Raw genomic sequence first — 16,120 nt, forward strand, 5'->3', positions numbered from 1 at the left:
CTTCCCAAACAAATATTAGCCCGTGGTTAAGCAGTAATTATGAAACTGTTACGCCTTGTACCTGGTAGGTGGCTATTGCTCCCAGTAGCACAAAAAAAGCCGCGTTGCAGCGCGGCTTTTTTACTTCTCACCTCAAATTCTTTTTCACATCACTCACAGTGCAAAACTACTCGGTTTCAATAGCCTCTACGGATCTATTCTACTAAGTAACAGAAAAGTAAAGTTGAGCATACGCATATTGTCGACCAACGCAAAATCTGCCCCACCAACAGGCGGCAAAACACAAAAAGGCCCGGACGAGCCGGGCCTTTTTCTACGTTCACGTAACCGCCAAATCAGCTGGTTGGGCCGTTGTCGACGCGGGCTTCTACAACAGCCTGCACCGACGATGATACGCTGGACAGCAGGTCGTATCCCGTAGCCGATTCAATGGCATCTACGGTAGTGCGATAAGAGCCCCAGGTAGTGCTCAGGGAGTTGTCGTTGGGAGTATTGATGGCAATGACCCGGGTGGCTGAGGTTACGCGGGCAGCGTCGCCGGTGCCTACGGGCAACACCACAATTACTTTCCAGCAGCGGGCCGGTACGGTTACGCGGCCAGCATCCAGGGTGGTGTAGTAGCCGTTAGCCCCGGTGCCGCCTTTGCCGTAGCTACCGCAGATGATGTACAGCTCATTACCGGCATTTACCAGGGTGCGGCAGTAATTTTCCAGGTTAGCCCAGGTACGCTGGTTGTTGTTAGGAGCCTGCGGCATCATGTTGCTCATCAGAAACGTAGCCGAATTATCGGCCACCGAGCCAGTGCGGTCGGCGGAAGGGCAGTTATGGCCCCGGTCGAAGCCTGAACCGCTGTAGCTGGTGCTACCGGGGCGGTACCAGCCGGAGGGCAACGCCGCATCGGCGGCAAAGTTATCCTGGCGGGCAGTGCTTCCCAACCAGGCACTGCTCAGGTGCCAGCTCACCCAGTTCGGAATGCCCCGGTCGCGGTGATACGACATGGAGAACTGGGTTTTGTTCATGAGGTAATTGGTGTAATTGGTGGTGCTGGTAGTAGCACCGCTGGGGTTACCCATGGCTAGGTTACCGTCGCGGGTGGCGGTGGCATCGGCGCTTTGGGTGGCACTGGGGCTGCTCACGGGTGCCACAGCATCTTTGGAGCAGGAAACGGCAATGCTGGCAAGGAGGGCCAGGCTTAGCAGGCGGGCAATGGTACGCTGCATGGTGCAAGTAGGGTGTTTTGGTTGGGAAGGAAAAGTACTTAACTGCCGCAAAAATGACGGTTCACTTCGGATTGGATGTTACCGAATGATTATCATTTTGCGAGGATGCAGCAACACTACCCAGATGATACTTTTCTTCTTTCCCACTCTGACACTTGCCTGATAAGCTGCATTTTCTACTATCTACCTATTTCTATATTCCCATTATTCTGTTCTCTCCGCAACTTTGCCGCAGCTCTGTACATAACCAATATCTATCCCCTTGTTCGCCCTTGGTTCAGCCCGGTTTCTCAGGGCACGAAAAAGCCCCCGCCGACCTGCAACGACGAGGGCTTGTTTCACGAAAGATAAAAGTAGGGTGGATAGGATAAATAAAGCGGTGGGGCCTTAGTGCTGAATTACCAGACGGCGAGTAGCCACTCGTTTCCCGGTTTTATCGAACAGGGCCACTTGGTAGAGGCCGGGGCGCAGCGAGGAAGTAGGCATTGCCGAACGGCCAGTGTTGCTTATAGTGTGCCGTCCTACCTCAGTGCCCAGCTGGTCATACACGGCCACATCGTATTTGGTCCCGGCTTTGGCGTCTGGCATTTGCATCCGCACCTGTTGCGAGGAAGATGCAGGGTTGGGGTAGAGTTCAAACACAACCACCGGCGGACGTACCGAAACCGATACTACGCTGGAATAACTTTCCTGCCCGTTCAAATCCACGACGCGCAGGCGGTAGTACAAGGAGGCTGAGTTTTGCGAGATGCCGTCGAAGTCGCGGTAGAGGTACTGGCGGGTTACGGTAGAGTTACCGGCTGCATTTACCCGGCCCAGGGCCTGGAAACCACCGGTGGCCGATAAGGAGCGCTCCACAATGAAATGGCTGCTGTTGGCCTCGGCCGTAGTCTGCCAGCTCACATCCACCGACCCGTCGCTGTTGGTGGCGCGCAGGTTCTGTAGGGTAACCGGCGAGGACACCGGCATGGTGATAGTGGAAGGAAAGCCGCTGGGTGCATCATCAGCAAAAGCGTAGTACACGCGGGTATCGGCCAGCGCAGAGACGCCATTGGGTACCTCCAACTCCACCCAGTCAAAGTTGCGGGTAGTACGGAAGGACAATTCCCCCTTACCGCCGGAAAGCAGCTCAAGCGCAACCAAGCTCTGATCAGTAACTGTTTCTACCAACTCGCTGCCGGTAGCGCCAGCGTATGTTTTTACCCGAACGTTGGCGAGCAACTGCGCATCCAGTAGTCCGGTACCTAGGCCCAGCACTACCCCAGCCCGGTTGCCACCCAGGCCCGCGCTGTTAAGCTTCATTTTCAGGCGGGTGCTGCCTCCTAATGCCAACAATGAGTTGATGGAAGCATAGTTATTGGTCAAATCCTGATCAACGGCGCGCTCAGGGGCGGTAACGCCGCAGTTTGCGCACACTATGCTGCTACCGTTTAGCTGAAAGTTGCCGGCGGTGCTGGCAAAGCTGGAAACGCGCGTATTCTGGTCGCGGAATACACGGGGCTCCAGGCCGAAGCCGTAATATACCTGCAGGTTATCCAGCACACCCAGCAGGCTAACCCGCCGAATTTCAACCCGGTCGAAAGGCAGCGTGGTACGCATGTGCACATTGTACTTACCGGATGGTAGTGCACTGACACTCAGCAGCCCGGCACCAGCACCCGTTTCCTGCACGGTGTTGCCCAAGTAAGTAGTCAGGCGCAGCCCTGATAGCACGGAGGCGTCCAGTACGCCCCGGCTTCCCAGCAAAAAGCCCGCGTAGTAGCCAGCGGGGGCGGTGCCTTCCAGTTGCGTTTGCAGGGAGGTTGGGCAGCTCAGATCAACCAGCGCGCCCATGGTGGCGAAGTTGGTCAGGTCAGTATCTACCGCGTTCAGGGGGTTGCTCACGTTGGAGTTCACGCACACCGTGAGGCCATTATCCACGGCGGTGGTGCTGTAATTGCCGGTGCCCGGCGTTGCAAACCGCGACACGTATCCTTTGGCCGTAGTGATGGTGTTAGTACCCAAACCATAGGCGTAGTGCACATTCAACTGGTAGCCCAATGAGACGAGCGAGGACGCTTCAATTTCAATCTGGTCGAATGTTTTGCCGGCCGTGAATTCCAGCGGCATGGGGCCCGTGTCGGAGCCCAGCAGCAGAGCCACCACTTTTGCATCAACCACCTTCGTTTCCTGCAACTGCGAGGCGCCGCCGTTGGTGCTCAGGTAAGTCCGGATACGAATAGCCGAAACCAGATCTACGCCCAGCAGGTTCAACAGTCCGCTGCTGCGCGAGACCATTATGCCAGCACGGTGGCCAACCGGCACCAGGCCGTCCATATCCATGCGCAGCTTCAGGGTTTTGGTTACCAGCACGCTGGCCGGCACGTTCATAGTAGCCGCCGTGGTAAAGCTGGCATCCGTGGCATATTCCGGGTTGCTTACCGAGCCGAAACACGTCGTTACATTCAGGACGGTATTGCAGTCCCGAATAGCGGTAGCGCCCGATGTCCCGGAATTGGAATAGATGGGCGGGGTAGTGCCTTGCCCCAGAGCCTGGGCACTGGCACAAAGTGCCACGAACATGGCGGAAAATACACGCCGTGAGGCAAAAAAGTAGAAATGACTCATGTGCAATAAGTATTAGGGGAAAACGAGACGACAACTTGCTGACTGCCAGCCATCTGATTGGCAAGAAGACGGCCATTTCCTCTTTATTATATCAAATACTTGACAATCAATTATTTAACTTAAATATAAATTTACTATATAGTCTCAAATAGAAACAACCGTTCCTAAATAGAGAATTAGTAGCATCCCTGAAAAAAGCCCTGTATACTCGCAGATTACGGGGTTTTTAGCTGGTAAAGAACACAACGCGGTTCTTATCCGCCCCGTTAAGTATACTGTTCTGCTTCCTGTCCTGCTTTTTCCTTTCTGCTTGAGCTATGAGTGCCTCCTTACCCATTACCATTTTCATTGTGGAAGACAACGCCTGGTACGGCGAGCTTTTGGAATACAAACTGGCCCAAAACCCGGAGTACTCGCTCCGGCGGTTCACCACGGCTCAGGCCTGTTTGGAGAGCCTTTCGGAGCGGCCCGATATTATTACCCTGGACTACTCCCTGCCCGATGGCAAGGGCGACCAGGTATTGCAGCAGATAAAGGAGCGGCTGCCTGATGTAGCCGTAATTGTCATTTCGGGGCAGGAGGATGTGCGCACAGCTATTGGCCTGCTCCGCCAAGGTGCCTACGACTACTTGGTGAAGGATGAGGAAACCGCCGACCGGCTCTGGAATACGGTTGGCAACATCCGCAAGCAGTTGGCACTGCGCCAGGAGAATACTCGCTTGAAGGAGCAGATTGGGCGCAAGTTCGACCCGCAGCGCGCCATCCTCGGCAACAGCCCCCAGATTCAGCAGCTGTACACCCTCATTGACAAAGCCGCCCGTACCAACATTACCGTTTCCATCAGCGGAGAAACGGGCACCGGCAAAGAACTGGTAGCCAAGGCCATCCATTTCCGCTCGGACCGGCGCGAAGCGGCTTTCGTGGCGGTGAACGTAGCGGCCATTCCGCGCGACTTGCTGGAAAGTGAGTTGTTCGGGCACGAGAAAGGGGCTTTTACGGGGGCCGTGGGCCGGCGTATCGGCCGGTTTGAGGAAGCTCACAAAGGCACCTTGTTCCTGGATGAAATTTCGGAACTGGACCTGAGCCTGCAGGCAAAGCTGCTGCGGGTGCTGCAGGAGCGGGAAGTGGTGCGGCTGGGCGGCAACTCCCGCATTCCGTTTGATGCCCGCCTGATGGTAGCCACCCACCGCGACTTAGGCCAGGAGGTAAAGGAAGGGCGTTTCCGCGAAGATTTATACTACCGCCTGCTGGGCCTGCCCATTCTGCTGCCGCCGTTGCGGGAGCGGGGCCAAGATGTGCTATTGCTGGCCGACGCCTTTTTGCAGGAGTTCTGCACCCAGAACAACATGGTTACCTGTATTCTCTCGGAGCCGGCCCGGCAAAAGCTGCTGCATTACGCCTTCCCGGGCAACGTGCGGGAGTTGAAGGCCGTGATAGAACTGGCCGCTGTGCTGGCCGAAAATGACACTATTCAGCCCGCCGACCTGCCCCTGCGCCACCCCCAGGCCCCTACCACCGACACGGCCACCGTGGGCAACGAATCATTGCGCACGCAAACAGCCTCCATTGTGCAGCGCTACCTCGACGCGCACAATGGCAATATTTTGCAGGTAGCAGCCAAGCTGCAAATCGGGAAGTCTACTATTTATCGTATGGTTCAGAACAACGAAATCCGGATTCGTTAATCAGTATCATATTTATATAGTCAGGGGATGAGTTCTAGTTCTGAGCGCCACTGGCAGCGGCAGATGCGCCATGCCCAGCGGATGTGGCAGCAGGCGCAAGCTGCTTGTACCGAAGCCGAAGGGCAGCTGGCAGAGCTGCGCGCCCGGGCCCAGGCATCGGCCGCGCAAGCCAGCACCTTGCTCCACACCATGTCAACGGCTATTCTGGCCGAAAACCAGGACCATATCATTACGCTGATCAACCAGCGCATGTGTGACCTGTTTAATCTGCCCAAAACGCCCAGCGCCTATATGGGCCAGCCTATCCAGCACATTCTGCAGGATGGGTACGGGTCGGTAATGGAATCAGATGGGATACGGGAGCAGAACAAGCAGCTGGTAGAGGACCAGCAACGTAGCAGCGGGGTGCTGGTGGCACTGCGCGACGGCCGGCTGGTGCAGCAAGATTACCTGCCCGTGGTGCAGAACGACCTTACCGTACTGCACATCTGGAGCTATGAGGACGTAACCCAGCAGCAACAGGCCTTGCGCCGGGTGCAGGAGTTCAGCCAGCTGGCAGAGCAGTGCCCCCAGCCCATCATTCGCTTCAACCGGCAGGCGGAGGCATTGTACGCTAACCCGGCGGCAGCCCCGGTGCTGGCGCAGCTGGCCGACCCCACCGAAGCCGCCTGCCGCAGCCGGATACAGCAGGAAATTACCTGTGCCCTGCAAACCGGTACCCCCCGCACGATAGAACAACCATTAGGCGCGGAGTTTTACCTTTGGACGGTGGCCCCGCTGCCAGCCGAAGCCGAAGCAAACCTGTACCTGACCACCATTACGGAGCGGCGCCGCGCGGAGGCGGAGCTGCTGCAAAACCAGCTCTTTACGGCTCGCATCAATGAAACCGTACCGAACATTGTTTTCATTTATGATCTGATTTCGGACAGCTTACAATACTGCAATAAACAGATTGAGAGTATTTTAGGCTACACCTCCGAGGAGGTGGTTTCAATGGGCAGAAGCATGGCCACCGAGCTGGTTCACCCTGAAGACGTATTGCTTTCCAAGGAGAAGAGCACCCGGCGCTTACTCATGCGTGATGGGGAGGTACTGAGTTCAGAATACCGGTTCCGGCACCGCAACGGCTCGTGGCGGTGGCTCAGCCTGAAAAGCACCAGCTTTACCCGGCAAGCCGATGGCCAGGTACGGCAGCTGGTGGGTTCCGCCACGGATGTAACCGAGCGGCGCGAAACGGATGAGCAGCTGCGTAAAAGCCGGCTGTTTGTGGAACGTGTAACCGACACGACGCCTAACCTGATTTACATCTTCGACGTGGCTACCCAGTCGAATGTGTACTGCAACCGCTTTGTGGAAACCATGCTGGGCTACACGGAGCAGGAATTGCAGCACATGGGCAGTGGTATGATATCCACTCTGACCTCGGAGCAGGAAGCGCAGCGGCTGGTTCGTCATTTCGAGGATGTAACGCGCTGCCAAGAAGGGGAAGTTCTCCATCTGGAGTACTGCGTTTATCACCGCAATGGCTCCAGCCGGTGGCTGCGCGTGAGCAACACCCCCTTTGCCCGCGACGAGCAGGGCCGGGTTACGCAAATAGTGGGCTCGGCGGAGGATATTACCCGCTGGAAAATTGCCGATGAGCAGCGCCGGTCCGCCAACCGCCGTTTGGCCGAGCAAAACCGCCTGTTCCGGCAGGTAATTAACACCGTGCCCAACCTCATCTACTTAAAGGATGCGGCGGGTAATTACATTTTGGCCAACCAGGCCACGGCCCAGCTCTACAACCTGTCTAATGAGGCGCTGCTGCAAACTCCGGTGAGTGAGCTGTTGGAGCATTTTCCGGATTTGGAGCGCCACAACCTCAAGGATGAAGAGGTGCTGCAGACACGGCAGGAAATAGACCTAGAAGATACCTTCACGGATGCCCAGCACCGGCTGCGCTGGTTCCGGACGGTGAAGCGCCCGTTTATTCTGGCCGATGGAACCGTGCAGGTATTGGGCGTTGACAACGATATTACTGAGCTCAAACAAACCGAGCAGGCTCTGCAGCAGGCCAAGGAGGTAGCTGAGCAGAATGCCCAGGCCCGCCAAACCTTCCTGACCAACATGAGCCACGAAATCCGGACGCCCATGAATGGCATCATGGGGCTGGCCGAACTCCTGGCTAAAACCCCTCTCTCTGAGGAGCAACAGCAGTATTTGCACCATATCCGCTACTCGGCTGATAACCTGCTGGTGGTAATCAACGATATTCTGGACATGGCCCAGCTGGGGGCCGGGCGCGTGCGGCTGGAGGCGGTTCCCTTTGAGCTGCAGGAAGTGCTGAAGGCCAGCTGCCAGGCCCTCATACCCAAGGCTACCGAAAAGGGCATCAGCCTGCGCCTGCAGCTCCCCCCCGAAACTGAGCCTATTTGGGTACTGGGTGACCCGTACCGCCTGCGCCAGGTACTGCTGAACTTGTTGAGCAACGCTATTAAATTCACCGATAAGGGCCAAGTGCTGCTGGTGTGCCGCCAAGTAGCCACCACTGAAACCAGCCGCAAATACCAGTTTTCGGTAATGGACACCGGCATAGGAATTTCCAGTGGGCAGCTGCAGCAGTTGTTTGAGCCCTTCATGCAGGCTTCGGCCAGCACGGCCCGCGAGTACGGGGGCTCGGGCCTGGGCCTGAGCATTTCACGGGAGTTGGTAGAGCTGCTGGGCGGCAAGCTCACGGCCGAGAGCCGCCTGCACCACGGCAGTACCTTCCGCTTTACGCTCACGCTGGCCTCGGCGCTGGCGCCTAGTTTGCACGCCGCACCGGTGCCCACCTACCACCAGCTGCAGGGGCGGCGAGTACTGCTTACCGAAGACAACCCCGTAAACCAGCTGCTGGTACAGGTAATGCTGAAAGGAGCCGGCCTGGAGGTAGATACCGCCTCCTCGGGTCAGGAAGCCCTTACCTTATTTCGCCAGCATAAGTATGACGTAGTACTGATGGATATTCAGATGCCCGGCATGGATGGGGTGGCTACCACGCACCTGCTACGTGAGCACCCGGACGCCCAGCGGGCGGCCACGCCCGTTATAGCCCTTACGGCCCACGCCATGCAGGGTGAGGCCGAACGTTACCGCCAAGCTGGCCTAGATGGGTACGTGTCCAAGCCCTTCCGCCAGGAGGAGCTGCTACGCGCCATTGCTGACCTAGTACGCACAAACCCAGCGCCCACCCCTGAACCGGCTCCATCTACCCCGGCCTCGCCCGTTAGTAGCACTGCTCAGCTTTACGATTTGACTTCCCTGCGGCACATGACCAACAACGACGATGCGTTTGTCCGGCGTCTGGTCAATTTATTCATCAGTACAACGCCACCAGTGGTTGCCGAAATGGAGCAGCATTTGGCTCAGCGGGAATTGGAGCCTTTAGGGGCGGCGGCCCACCACCTTAAAAGCTCCATTGATGGCTTGCAGGTGCAGGCGCTACGCCCGGTCCTGCGCGAAATGGAGGCCGCTGCCTACGCCCCCGCCACCGCCGACTGGGCAGTCCTGACTCAACAGGTAGAGCAAGTTCGGCAGTTGATAGAAGAGGCTATCCGGCAGCTTCGGGTTGAGTTTCCAGCAGCCTAAAGCCGGCACGTTTTCCAACCTCAGCCGAAACAACATAATTATACTGCAACTTCGGTGGGGCTCTGGCGGTTTACTCAGTACATACGGTTTTCAGCCTTCGGCACGTTAGGGTTGCAGGCACACCGCTTTTCATTTTTTATTTCCTTTCGTATGACACTGCTCATCTTTTCCGGAATTGCTTTAGCAACTGCCTTGTTGGTAATTGATTCAGTGCGCAACCTCAATGCCACGCTCAAGCCAATTCCCGTTCGGGCCCGCAACAGCCGCTAATTGTTGCTCCTCCTCGAAATTTCAGCGCCTGAACCAGCAACGGTTCAGGCGCTTTTTTCAATAGGCAACGAAGTAGGCTCATAAAAAAAAGAGCAACCCTTGCGGATTGCTCTTTTTACGTATAATTCAGGTACTAACTAACGGATAACCAGTTTGCGCATCTCACTGGAGTTTTCAGACTCCAGTTTTACGTAATACAACCCGTTAGCGAATTTGCTCAGGTCCAATGTGCGCGTATATCGGTCGTTGAGTTCCGACATGGTTTCGCGGTACATTACCGTCCCGATTACGTTTAGCACACTCAATTCAATCCGGCGCCCCTCAAAGCCATTAATGGCTACATGCACAATGCCCGTACTGGGGTTGGGGTACACCAATAAAGCCCGTTCCTCGCCGGCTGGCTTGCCTACCGGACGAGCCACGGCCACCTGCGCAGTAGCTAACCGGGGGCTGCCGTGCAAGCCGGTAACGAGTAACAGCAATAAAGAAAAAATGCGTAAGCGTTGCATCATAGAATAAACAAGGAGGAAAAAATCTGCCCGAACGGAATATGTGCTAACGGCAGGCCATGATTTAGGTTTGCAAAAATACACTGGTAATTGAGTTGACCAGCGGAATATAATTCATCTTCGATGAAACAACGCATTTTATCTTCTGTCTCACCATTTTAGCCGGTAAAATAAGTTGGACGTTGTCATTATTGGAGGCGGATTGGGCGGATTGTGCGCGGCCCTGGATTTGCGGCAGCGGGGCTACGCCGTTACGCTGGTAGAGCGGCAGCACTATCCGTTTCATCGGGTGTGCGGTGAGTACATATCCAACGAAGTAGTACCCTACCTGCGGCGGCTTCAGGCCGACCCGGCAGTGCTGCAGCCCGCCGATATCCGGGAGTTGCAGGTAAGCTCCCCGGCCGGGCGCACGCTGCGGGCCCCACTGACGCTGGGCGGCTTTGGGGTGAGCCGCTACCTGCTGGATGAATTTCTGTGTGGGCGGGCCGTGGAGGCGGGCGTAACAGTGTGGCAGAATGCCACGGTTGCCACGGTAGCGTTTGACGCGGCTAGCAATCAGCATCACCTCACGCTGGCCGATGGGCGGCAGCTGGCGGCGCGGGTGGTGCTGGGAGCCTACGGCAAGCGCAGCGCCCTGGACCGGCAGTTTAACCGCCCGTTTTTCTCGCGCCGCTCCCCTTACATCGGCGTAAAATACCACGTGCGCTACCCCAGCATGCCCCGCCATCTGATTGCCCTGCACAACTTCGCGGATGGCTACGCGGGCATTTCGGCTATTGAGGAAGATAAGTACTGCCTCTGCTACCTCACTACCCGTCGTAATCTAAAAGCCCACGGCACCATTGCCCAATTGGAGCAGCAGGTACTGGCCCGTAACCCCCGGCTGCGGCACATACTGGAGCACGCCGAAGTGCTGTATCCCCAGCCCGAAGTCATCAACGAAATATCCTTTGCCCCCAAATCCTGCGTGGAAGACCACGTGCTGCTGTGCGGGGACGCGGCCGGCCTGATTACGCCTCTCTGCGGCAACGGTATGGCCATGGCCATGCACGGGGCCAGCCTGGCCGCAGCCCGCACCCACACTTTTTTGCAGGGCCAGGTAACTCGCCCCCAGCTGGAAACCGCCTATTCCGCTGACTGGCAGCAACATTTTGCCGGCCGCCTGCAAACCGGCCGGGCCGTGCAGCACTTGTTTGGCCAGCCTTTATTGAGTGAGCTGGTAGTGAACGGGTTGCGCCTGTGGCCCGGAGCCGTGCGCCAGCTAATTAAGCGCACGCATGGCAACCCGTTTTAGACCTAACAGGCAGTTGAGCTCCAGCTTGAGGCGAAGGCGGGCTGAACGTACTTTCCATGCGCTTGTCGCCGCACTTTGGCCCTTTTTTGCCCAACCCGAAAACCTGTAACCCTGCCCCGTGCTTTTTTACGTAAACTGCCCCTGATGAGTAGCTACCTGTGTGCCATTGGCACCGCCAATCCGCCCCACCGTATTCCTCAATTGCAAATTGCCGATTTTATGGCCAGCGCCCTGGAGCTGGACGAGGCCGGCACGCGCAAGCTGCGGGCACTATATCGGGTATCGGGCATTGGGCAGCGTTACACGGTGTTGCCGGATTATGGGCGGCCTCCCGGTGAGTTTGAGTTTTTCCCAAATACCCCCGGCCTGGAGCCATTTCCGGGAGTAGGCCAGCGCATGACCCAGTACCGCCAGCACGCGTTGCCCCTGTCGGTGCAGGCCGTGAAGAACTGTTTGGCGCAGCTTCCCGAAGTAGAAATAGCCTCCATTACCCACCTGATTACGGTGAGCTGCACGGGCATGTACGCGCCGGGCCTCGATATTGAGCTGGTGGCGGCGCTGGGCTTGCCAGGCAACGTGCAGCGTACCTGCGTGAACTTTATGGGGTGCTACGCGGCCGTGAATGCCCTCAAGCTGGCCGATGCCTTTTGCCGTTCCACACCTGGGGCGCGGGTACTGGTAGTCTGCACTGAGCTCTGCACCCTGCATTTCCAGAAAAGCCACGAGGATGACCACTTAGTATCTAACGCCCTGTTTGGGGATGGCGCGGCGGCCGTGCTGGTGCAGAGCCAGCCCGCTACCACGGGGCCCAGCTTGGCTCTGGCAGGATTTCATTGCGGTTTGGAGCCCGAAGGCCACACCGATATGGCCTGGCACATCAATGACTTCGGGTTTGAAATGACGCTGTCCTCGTACGTGCCCCGCATGATTCAGCAGGGTATCGGGCAGCTTACTCGCCAACTGCTGCAGGATTTGCCAGTGCAGCTTGCGGATATCCGCTCGTTCGCCATCCACCCCGGCGGGCGCAAAATTCTGGAGGCCATTGAGCAGGCGCTGGGCCTTACCGCCCACGACAACCGCTTTGCCTACCACGTGTTGCGCGAGTATGGCAATATGTCGTCGGCTACGGTGCTGTATGTACTGCGGGAGTTGATGCGTACCCTCACGCCCGCCGACGCTGGGGAGCCAGTGCTCAGCTTTGCTTTTGGACCAGGCCTTACATTGGAAGCCATGCTGCTTACGGTGGCCTATGAGGTAAACGCGAAGAATGTGGATGGTATAGTGAGTGTAGAAAAGGTAAAAGATGTAGCGGTACCATCATCCTGAGTTTGGCAGGCATTGAGTGTAAACGCATGATCTTCTAACAGCACACCGATGCACTAGCGGGGTTATCATTACAGCTAACATCCTTCCTCCGAGCGTAATGCCCGACGGGCTTAAAATAGCCGCCCCGGTTTCCTCATCCTTCACATCTTTCACACTCGCCCCATGCCCGATTTTAGCCGGCGTGCCACCCAGCTGGAGCTGATGGATGATCTGACGTTGGCCTCGGATGAACTCCGGCAAAACCTGGATGAGCTGGAAACCATTAACACCTGGCTGGGAGGCTACGCGCCGGTTCTGAACGCCCTGCAACGGTTGCGGCTCCAGTTCCCGCCAAGCCGCCCCCTGCGCATTGCCGACCTGGGCAGCGGCGGCGGCGACACCCTGCGCCAGATTGCGCGCTGGGCGCGGCAGCAGGGCGTTGCCGTGGAGCTGACGGGAGTTGATGCCAACGCTTTCATGCTGGAATACGCCCGCCAGAAATGCCAGAACTATCCCGAAATCCGGTTTGTGCAGGCCGATATTTTCTCGCCGGAATTTCAACAGCAGCCATTTGATATCATGACAGCCAGCCTGTTCTGCCACCATTTCTCGGATGGGGAACTAGCCCGTATGCTGGCGCAGTGGCAGCGGCAGGCCGGTCTGGCCGTTATCATCAACGATTTGCACCGCCACCCGCTAGCCTACTACAGCATACAGGCCCTTACGCGGCTGCTGGGCGGCTCCCGCCTTGTACGCCACGATGCGCCTCTGTCCGTTGCTCGCGCCTTCACCCGCACTGACTGGCAGCAGCTATTAGCAGTAGCCGGCATCACGCGCTACGAACTGCGCTGGCGCTGGGCGTTCCGCTGGCAGGTGGTGATTCGGCCACTCAGTTAGTTTGTCGGCCAGCCATCCTGTGCGTTGTGCGGGCAGTAGCTTAAAGCCTGTGCGGACTTTACCTAAACTGTGTGCACAGCAAGCAAAAGAACGTCATGCTGAGCCGTAGCGTAGCCAAAGTACAAACCGCTCCCTACCCCTTCACCTTCAAAGCCACAGGTCGGCGGCTACACGGAAGGTGGCGGCGTGAGCATTCACGATATCGGCAATGCGGGGGGAGTAGCCACCACCCATGCACACCACTACCGGCAGCCCGTGCTGGTGGCACAGGCCCAGCACGTAAGCGTCGCGCTGGCGGCAGCCCTCAGGGCTCAGGCTCAGGTGGCCCAGCTTATCGGTAGCCAGTACATCCACGCCACTTAGGTAAAATACAAAGTCGGGCTGGTGCTCCTCGAGCAGGCGGGGCAGGGTAGTTCGCAGTAAGGCCAAGTAGGCGGCATCGTCGGTGCCGTCGGGCAGTGCCAGGTCTAGGTCGGAGTACTCCTTGCGGTGGGGGTAGTTGCGGGCCCCGTGCATGCTAAAGGTGAACACGCGCGGCTCCTGGGCAAAAATGCTGGCCGTACCGTTGCCTTGGTGCACATCCAGGTCCACAATCAGCACCCGGCGCACGCCCAGCGCGGGGTGGGCCAGCAGGTAGGCCGCCGCCGCGGCCTGGTCGTTCAGCAGACAAAACCCCTCGCCCCGGTCCCGGAAAGCGTGGTGGGTGCCGCCCGCAATGTTCAGGGCCACCCCGCCCTGCAAAGCCCGGCGGGCGCACTCCAGCGTGCCGCCCAGGATGGTGGTTTCGCGCGCAATCAGCTCCGGACTCCACGGGAAACCCGTGGCCCGCTCCTCCTGCCTAGTTAGTTGCCCGGTGTGCAGGCGGCGGTAGTAGTCGGCCTCGTGCACGCGCAGCACGTCCTCAGCCGGGGGCGAAACCGGGGTAAAAAAGGCGCTTTCCGGCACTATACCTTCCCGGAGCAGCTGCTCGGGCAGCAACTCATACTTGAGCATGGGGAAGCGGTGGTTGTCGGGCAGCGGGTGGGCATACAGGGAGGCCCAGGCAATGGAGAGCATACGGCACACACCTACGCAAGCCCGAGGGCGGCGGCCGGCCCCACACAAAAATAACCGCCGTGGGGGCGGTTATCTTCGGATTCGGGTGGTTTTGCTGGTGGGGCGTATCGGGCTCGAACCGATGACCCCTACCTTGTCGAGGTAGTGCTCTGAACCAACTGAGCTAACACCCCGCACAAAACCGGCTGGCGGCGGCCGTAAAGGGCCAAAGATACTTTTTCGGGATTGATAAGCGCGCTGCCGGCCTCACAAAATTTTGGCTTTTACCCGGAAGCGCCTGTAACCTTCTGAGCGCGGGTAAGTATAGCGCCTTACAGATGCTGCCGGGTTTGTTGGTTGGCACTGACTTTCTCTCCTCCCGAACCACCGTTTCCACCCTTATGAAACACTTTGCACTCCTGTTGGCCGGGTGCGCGCTCAGCGCTACGGCTATGGCCCAAACCAACGGCCCCAGCGGCGTCCGCTCGTCCACCGACTACTCGCCCGGCACCTCCGACTCCCGCAACAACGGTTTCGGCATCAAAGGCGGCTTTACGGCCTCCAACTTCCGCGGCGACGATAAGAAGAATTTCGGTAACGAAGCCATTTACAACACCTTCCACGCCGGCGCATACGCGCAGTTTGGCGTTACGGAGAAATTCTCGGTGCAGCCGGAAGTGCTGTATAGCCGCCAGGGCTTCAAGGGCGACAGCCCGGCCTCCACGGCTCCCAGCGGCACCTATACCACCCGCCTCGATTACGTGCAGGTGCCCGTACTGCTCGTGTACAACTTCCTCGATAACGTGAGCGTGCACGTGGGCCCGCAGGTTTCCTTGCTCACGAAAGTGAAGGAAGGAGGCACGGAGCGCAAGATTGCCGACGAAAACAACGTGTACGGGTACAGCTACAGCAGCCTCGACTACGGACTGGCCGCTGGCTTGGAGGCGCGTATCGGTCCGGCCCGCTTGGGCGGCCGCTACACCGCCGGCTTCGCCGATATTATTAAGGACCAGAACCTGTCGCGGACGGGCCAGACGACCATCAGCAACATCAAAAACGGCATGTTCCAGGTGTACCTGGGGTTGGGCATATCCAACTAAGCAGCTGTTTGTGGGTTACAAAGAAGGAAGCCTCCCGGGGCTTCCTTTTTTTGTGTGCCCACATTCTTGCTCCTATTATTTATGCTGACTCCCGCCGACCTGCCCCTCATCAACCACGCCCGTGAGCTGCTGGCCGAGCGGGGCATGGGCGTGCTGGGAGCCTGGGCGCTGCTGAACCTGGTAGTGAGCGGCTACCACGTAGCCCGCACCGATACGCGGACGGTAGCGCACCATTTCCATCTGATGAACGTGGCCTGGAACGTGGTGAATGCCCTGCTGGCCGTGTGGGGCATCCTCAGCGCCCACCCTCAGCAGGTAGCCGGCCTCACCCTCCCGGAAAGCCTGGCCGCCCAAACCCACTTTGAAAACGTGCTGTTGCTGAACGCGGCCCTGGACGTGGGGTACGTGGGCATCGGGCAGTGGCTGCGGGGCCGGGCCGCTACGGCTGCCCGCCCCGAGCGGATGGAAGGCTACGGCCGCTCGGTACTGCTGCAAGGTGGCTTCCTGCTGGTTTTCGACCTATCCTTTTACGCCGTGTATCACCAGTACGCGGCCCGGCTGCTGGCCCTGGGCACCTGACCAACATACCGGC

The 16,120-nt window shown here is 58.1% G+C and carries 11 protein-coding genes and 1 tRNA gene; 7 read left to right on the forward strand and 5 right to left on the reverse strand.

What is annotated here, in order from left to right; all coding sequences use genetic code 11:
• Window positions 1–335: 335 nt before the first annotated feature.
• A complete protein-coding gene (locus tag ROI90_RS04690) occupies window positions 336–1,220 on the reverse strand; it encodes a DNA/RNA non-specific endonuclease (protein ID WP_315997174.1) in 885 nt (294 codons plus the stop codon).
• 387 nt (window positions 1,221–1,607) lie between these two features.
• Window positions 1,608–3,827 carry a T9SS type A sorting domain-containing protein gene (locus ROI90_RS04695; protein ID WP_315997175.1) on the reverse strand — a complete coding sequence of 740 codons (2,220 nt, stop codon included), beginning with the start codon at window positions 3,825–3,827 and terminating at the stop codon, window positions 1,608–1,610.
• Between the two features lie 317 nt (window positions 3,828–4,144).
• Between ROI90_RS04695 and ROI90_RS04700 the strand changes: the two genes are divergently transcribed.
• A complete protein-coding gene (locus ROI90_RS04700; protein ID WP_315997176.1) occupies window positions 4,145–5,512 on the forward strand; it encodes a sigma-54-dependent transcriptional regulator in 1,368 nt (455 codons plus the stop codon).
• A 27-nt stretch (window positions 5,513–5,539) separates the two neighbouring features.
• On the forward strand, window positions 5,540–9,118 hold the full coding sequence (locus ROI90_RS04705; protein ID WP_315997177.1) for a PAS domain S-box protein: 3,579 nt from the start codon (window positions 5,540–5,542) through the stop codon (window positions 9,116–9,118).
• 407 nt (window positions 9,119–9,525) lie between these two features.
• Here the strand turns inward: ROI90_RS04705 and ROI90_RS04710 are convergent, their stop codons facing one another.
• Window positions 9,526–9,900, reverse strand: coding sequence for a T9SS type A sorting domain-containing protein (locus tag ROI90_RS04710; protein ID WP_315997178.1), 375 nt, complete (start codon window positions 9,898–9,900; stop codon window positions 9,526–9,528).
• Window positions 9,901–10,072: 172 nt separating this feature from the next.
• On the opposite strand from ROI90_RS04710, the gene ROI90_RS04715 reads away from it, so the two are divergent.
• The 3 genes from ROI90_RS04715 to ROI90_RS04725 all read left to right on the forward strand — a co-directional run bounded on the left by ROI90_RS04715 (window position 10,073) and on the right by ROI90_RS04725 (window position 13,393).
• Window positions 10,073–11,191: an NAD(P)/FAD-dependent oxidoreductase gene (locus tag ROI90_RS04715; RefSeq protein ID WP_315997179.1), complete on the forward strand. Its 1,119-nt coding sequence runs from the start codon at window positions 10,073–10,075 to the stop codon at window positions 11,189–11,191.
• A gap of 144 nt (window positions 11,192–11,335) precedes the next feature.
• Window positions 11,336–12,517, forward strand: coding sequence for a type III polyketide synthase (locus ROI90_RS04720; RefSeq protein WP_315997180.1), 1,182 nt, complete (start codon window positions 11,336–11,338; stop codon window positions 12,515–12,517).
• Window positions 12,518–12,679: 162 nt separating this feature from the next.
• Entirely contained in the window at window positions 12,680–13,393 is a 714-nt protein-coding gene (locus ROI90_RS04725) for a methyltransferase domain-containing protein (RefSeq protein WP_315997181.1), read from the forward strand.
• 147 nt (window positions 13,394–13,540) lie between these two features.
• Here ROI90_RS04725 and ROI90_RS04730 read toward each other — a convergent pair whose 3' ends face one another.
• Window positions 13,541–14,449: a histone deacetylase family protein gene (locus ROI90_RS04730; RefSeq protein WP_315997182.1), complete on the reverse strand. Its 909-nt coding sequence runs from the start codon at window positions 14,447–14,449 to the stop codon at window positions 13,541–13,543.
• Between the two features lie 95 nt (window positions 14,450–14,544).
• A tRNA-Val gene (locus ROI90_RS04735) sits at window positions 14,545–14,622 on the reverse strand.
• A 207-nt stretch (window positions 14,623–14,829) separates the two neighbouring features.
• Between ROI90_RS04735 and ROI90_RS04740 the strand changes: the two genes are divergently transcribed.
• Both ROI90_RS04740 and ROI90_RS04745 read left to right on the forward strand, forming a co-directional pair.
• A complete protein-coding gene (locus tag ROI90_RS04740) occupies window positions 14,830–15,528 on the forward strand; it encodes a porin family protein (RefSeq protein WP_315997183.1) in 699 nt (232 codons plus the stop codon).
• Between the two features lie 81 nt (window positions 15,529–15,609).
• Entirely contained in the window at window positions 15,610–16,107 is a 498-nt protein-coding gene (locus ROI90_RS04745) for a DUF6992 family protein (protein WP_315997184.1), read from the forward strand.
• Window positions 16,108–16,120 lie beyond the last annotated feature (13 nt).

The organism is Hymenobacter endophyticus (assembly GCF_032464715.1).
Taxonomy (GTDB): domain Bacteria; phylum Bacteroidota; class Bacteroidia; order Cytophagales; family Hymenobacteraceae; genus Hymenobacter; species Hymenobacter endophyticus.

Coding starts and splice junctions, on each gene's coding strand:
- ROI90_RS04700 (WP_315997176.1), top strand. CDS start 4,145: ATGAGTGCCTCCTTACCCATTACCATTTTCATTGTGGAAGACAACGCC.
- ROI90_RS04730 (WP_315997182.1), bottom strand. CDS start 14,449: ATGCTCTCCATTGCCTGGGCCTCCCTGTATGCCCACCCGCTGCCCGAC.
- ROI90_RS04740 (WP_315997183.1), top strand. CDS start 14,830: ATGAAACACTTTGCACTCCTGTTGGCCGGGTGCGCGCTCAGCGCTACG.
- ROI90_RS04710 (WP_315997178.1), bottom strand. CDS start 9,900: ATGATGCAACGCTTACGCATTTTTTCTTTATTGCTGTTACTCGTTACC.
- ROI90_RS04705 (WP_315997177.1), top strand. CDS start 5,540: ATGAGTTCTAGTTCTGAGCGCCACTGGCAGCGGCAGATGCGCCATGCC.
- ROI90_RS04690 (WP_315997174.1), bottom strand. CDS start 1,220: ATGCAGCGTACCATTGCCCGCCTGCTAAGCCTGGCCCTCCTTGCCAGC.
- ROI90_RS04695 (WP_315997175.1), bottom strand. CDS start 3,827: ATGAGTCATTTCTACTTTTTTGCCTCACGGCGTGTATTTTCCGCCATG.
- ROI90_RS04725 (WP_315997181.1), top strand. CDS start 12,680: ATGCCCGATTTTAGCCGGCGTGCCACCCAGCTGGAGCTGATGGATGAT.
- ROI90_RS04720 (WP_315997180.1), top strand. CDS start 11,336: ATGAGTAGCTACCTGTGTGCCATTGGCACCGCCAATCCGCCCCACCGT.
- ROI90_RS04745 (WP_315997184.1), top strand. CDS start 15,610: ATGCTGACTCCCGCCGACCTGCCCCTCATCAACCACGCCCGTGAGCTG.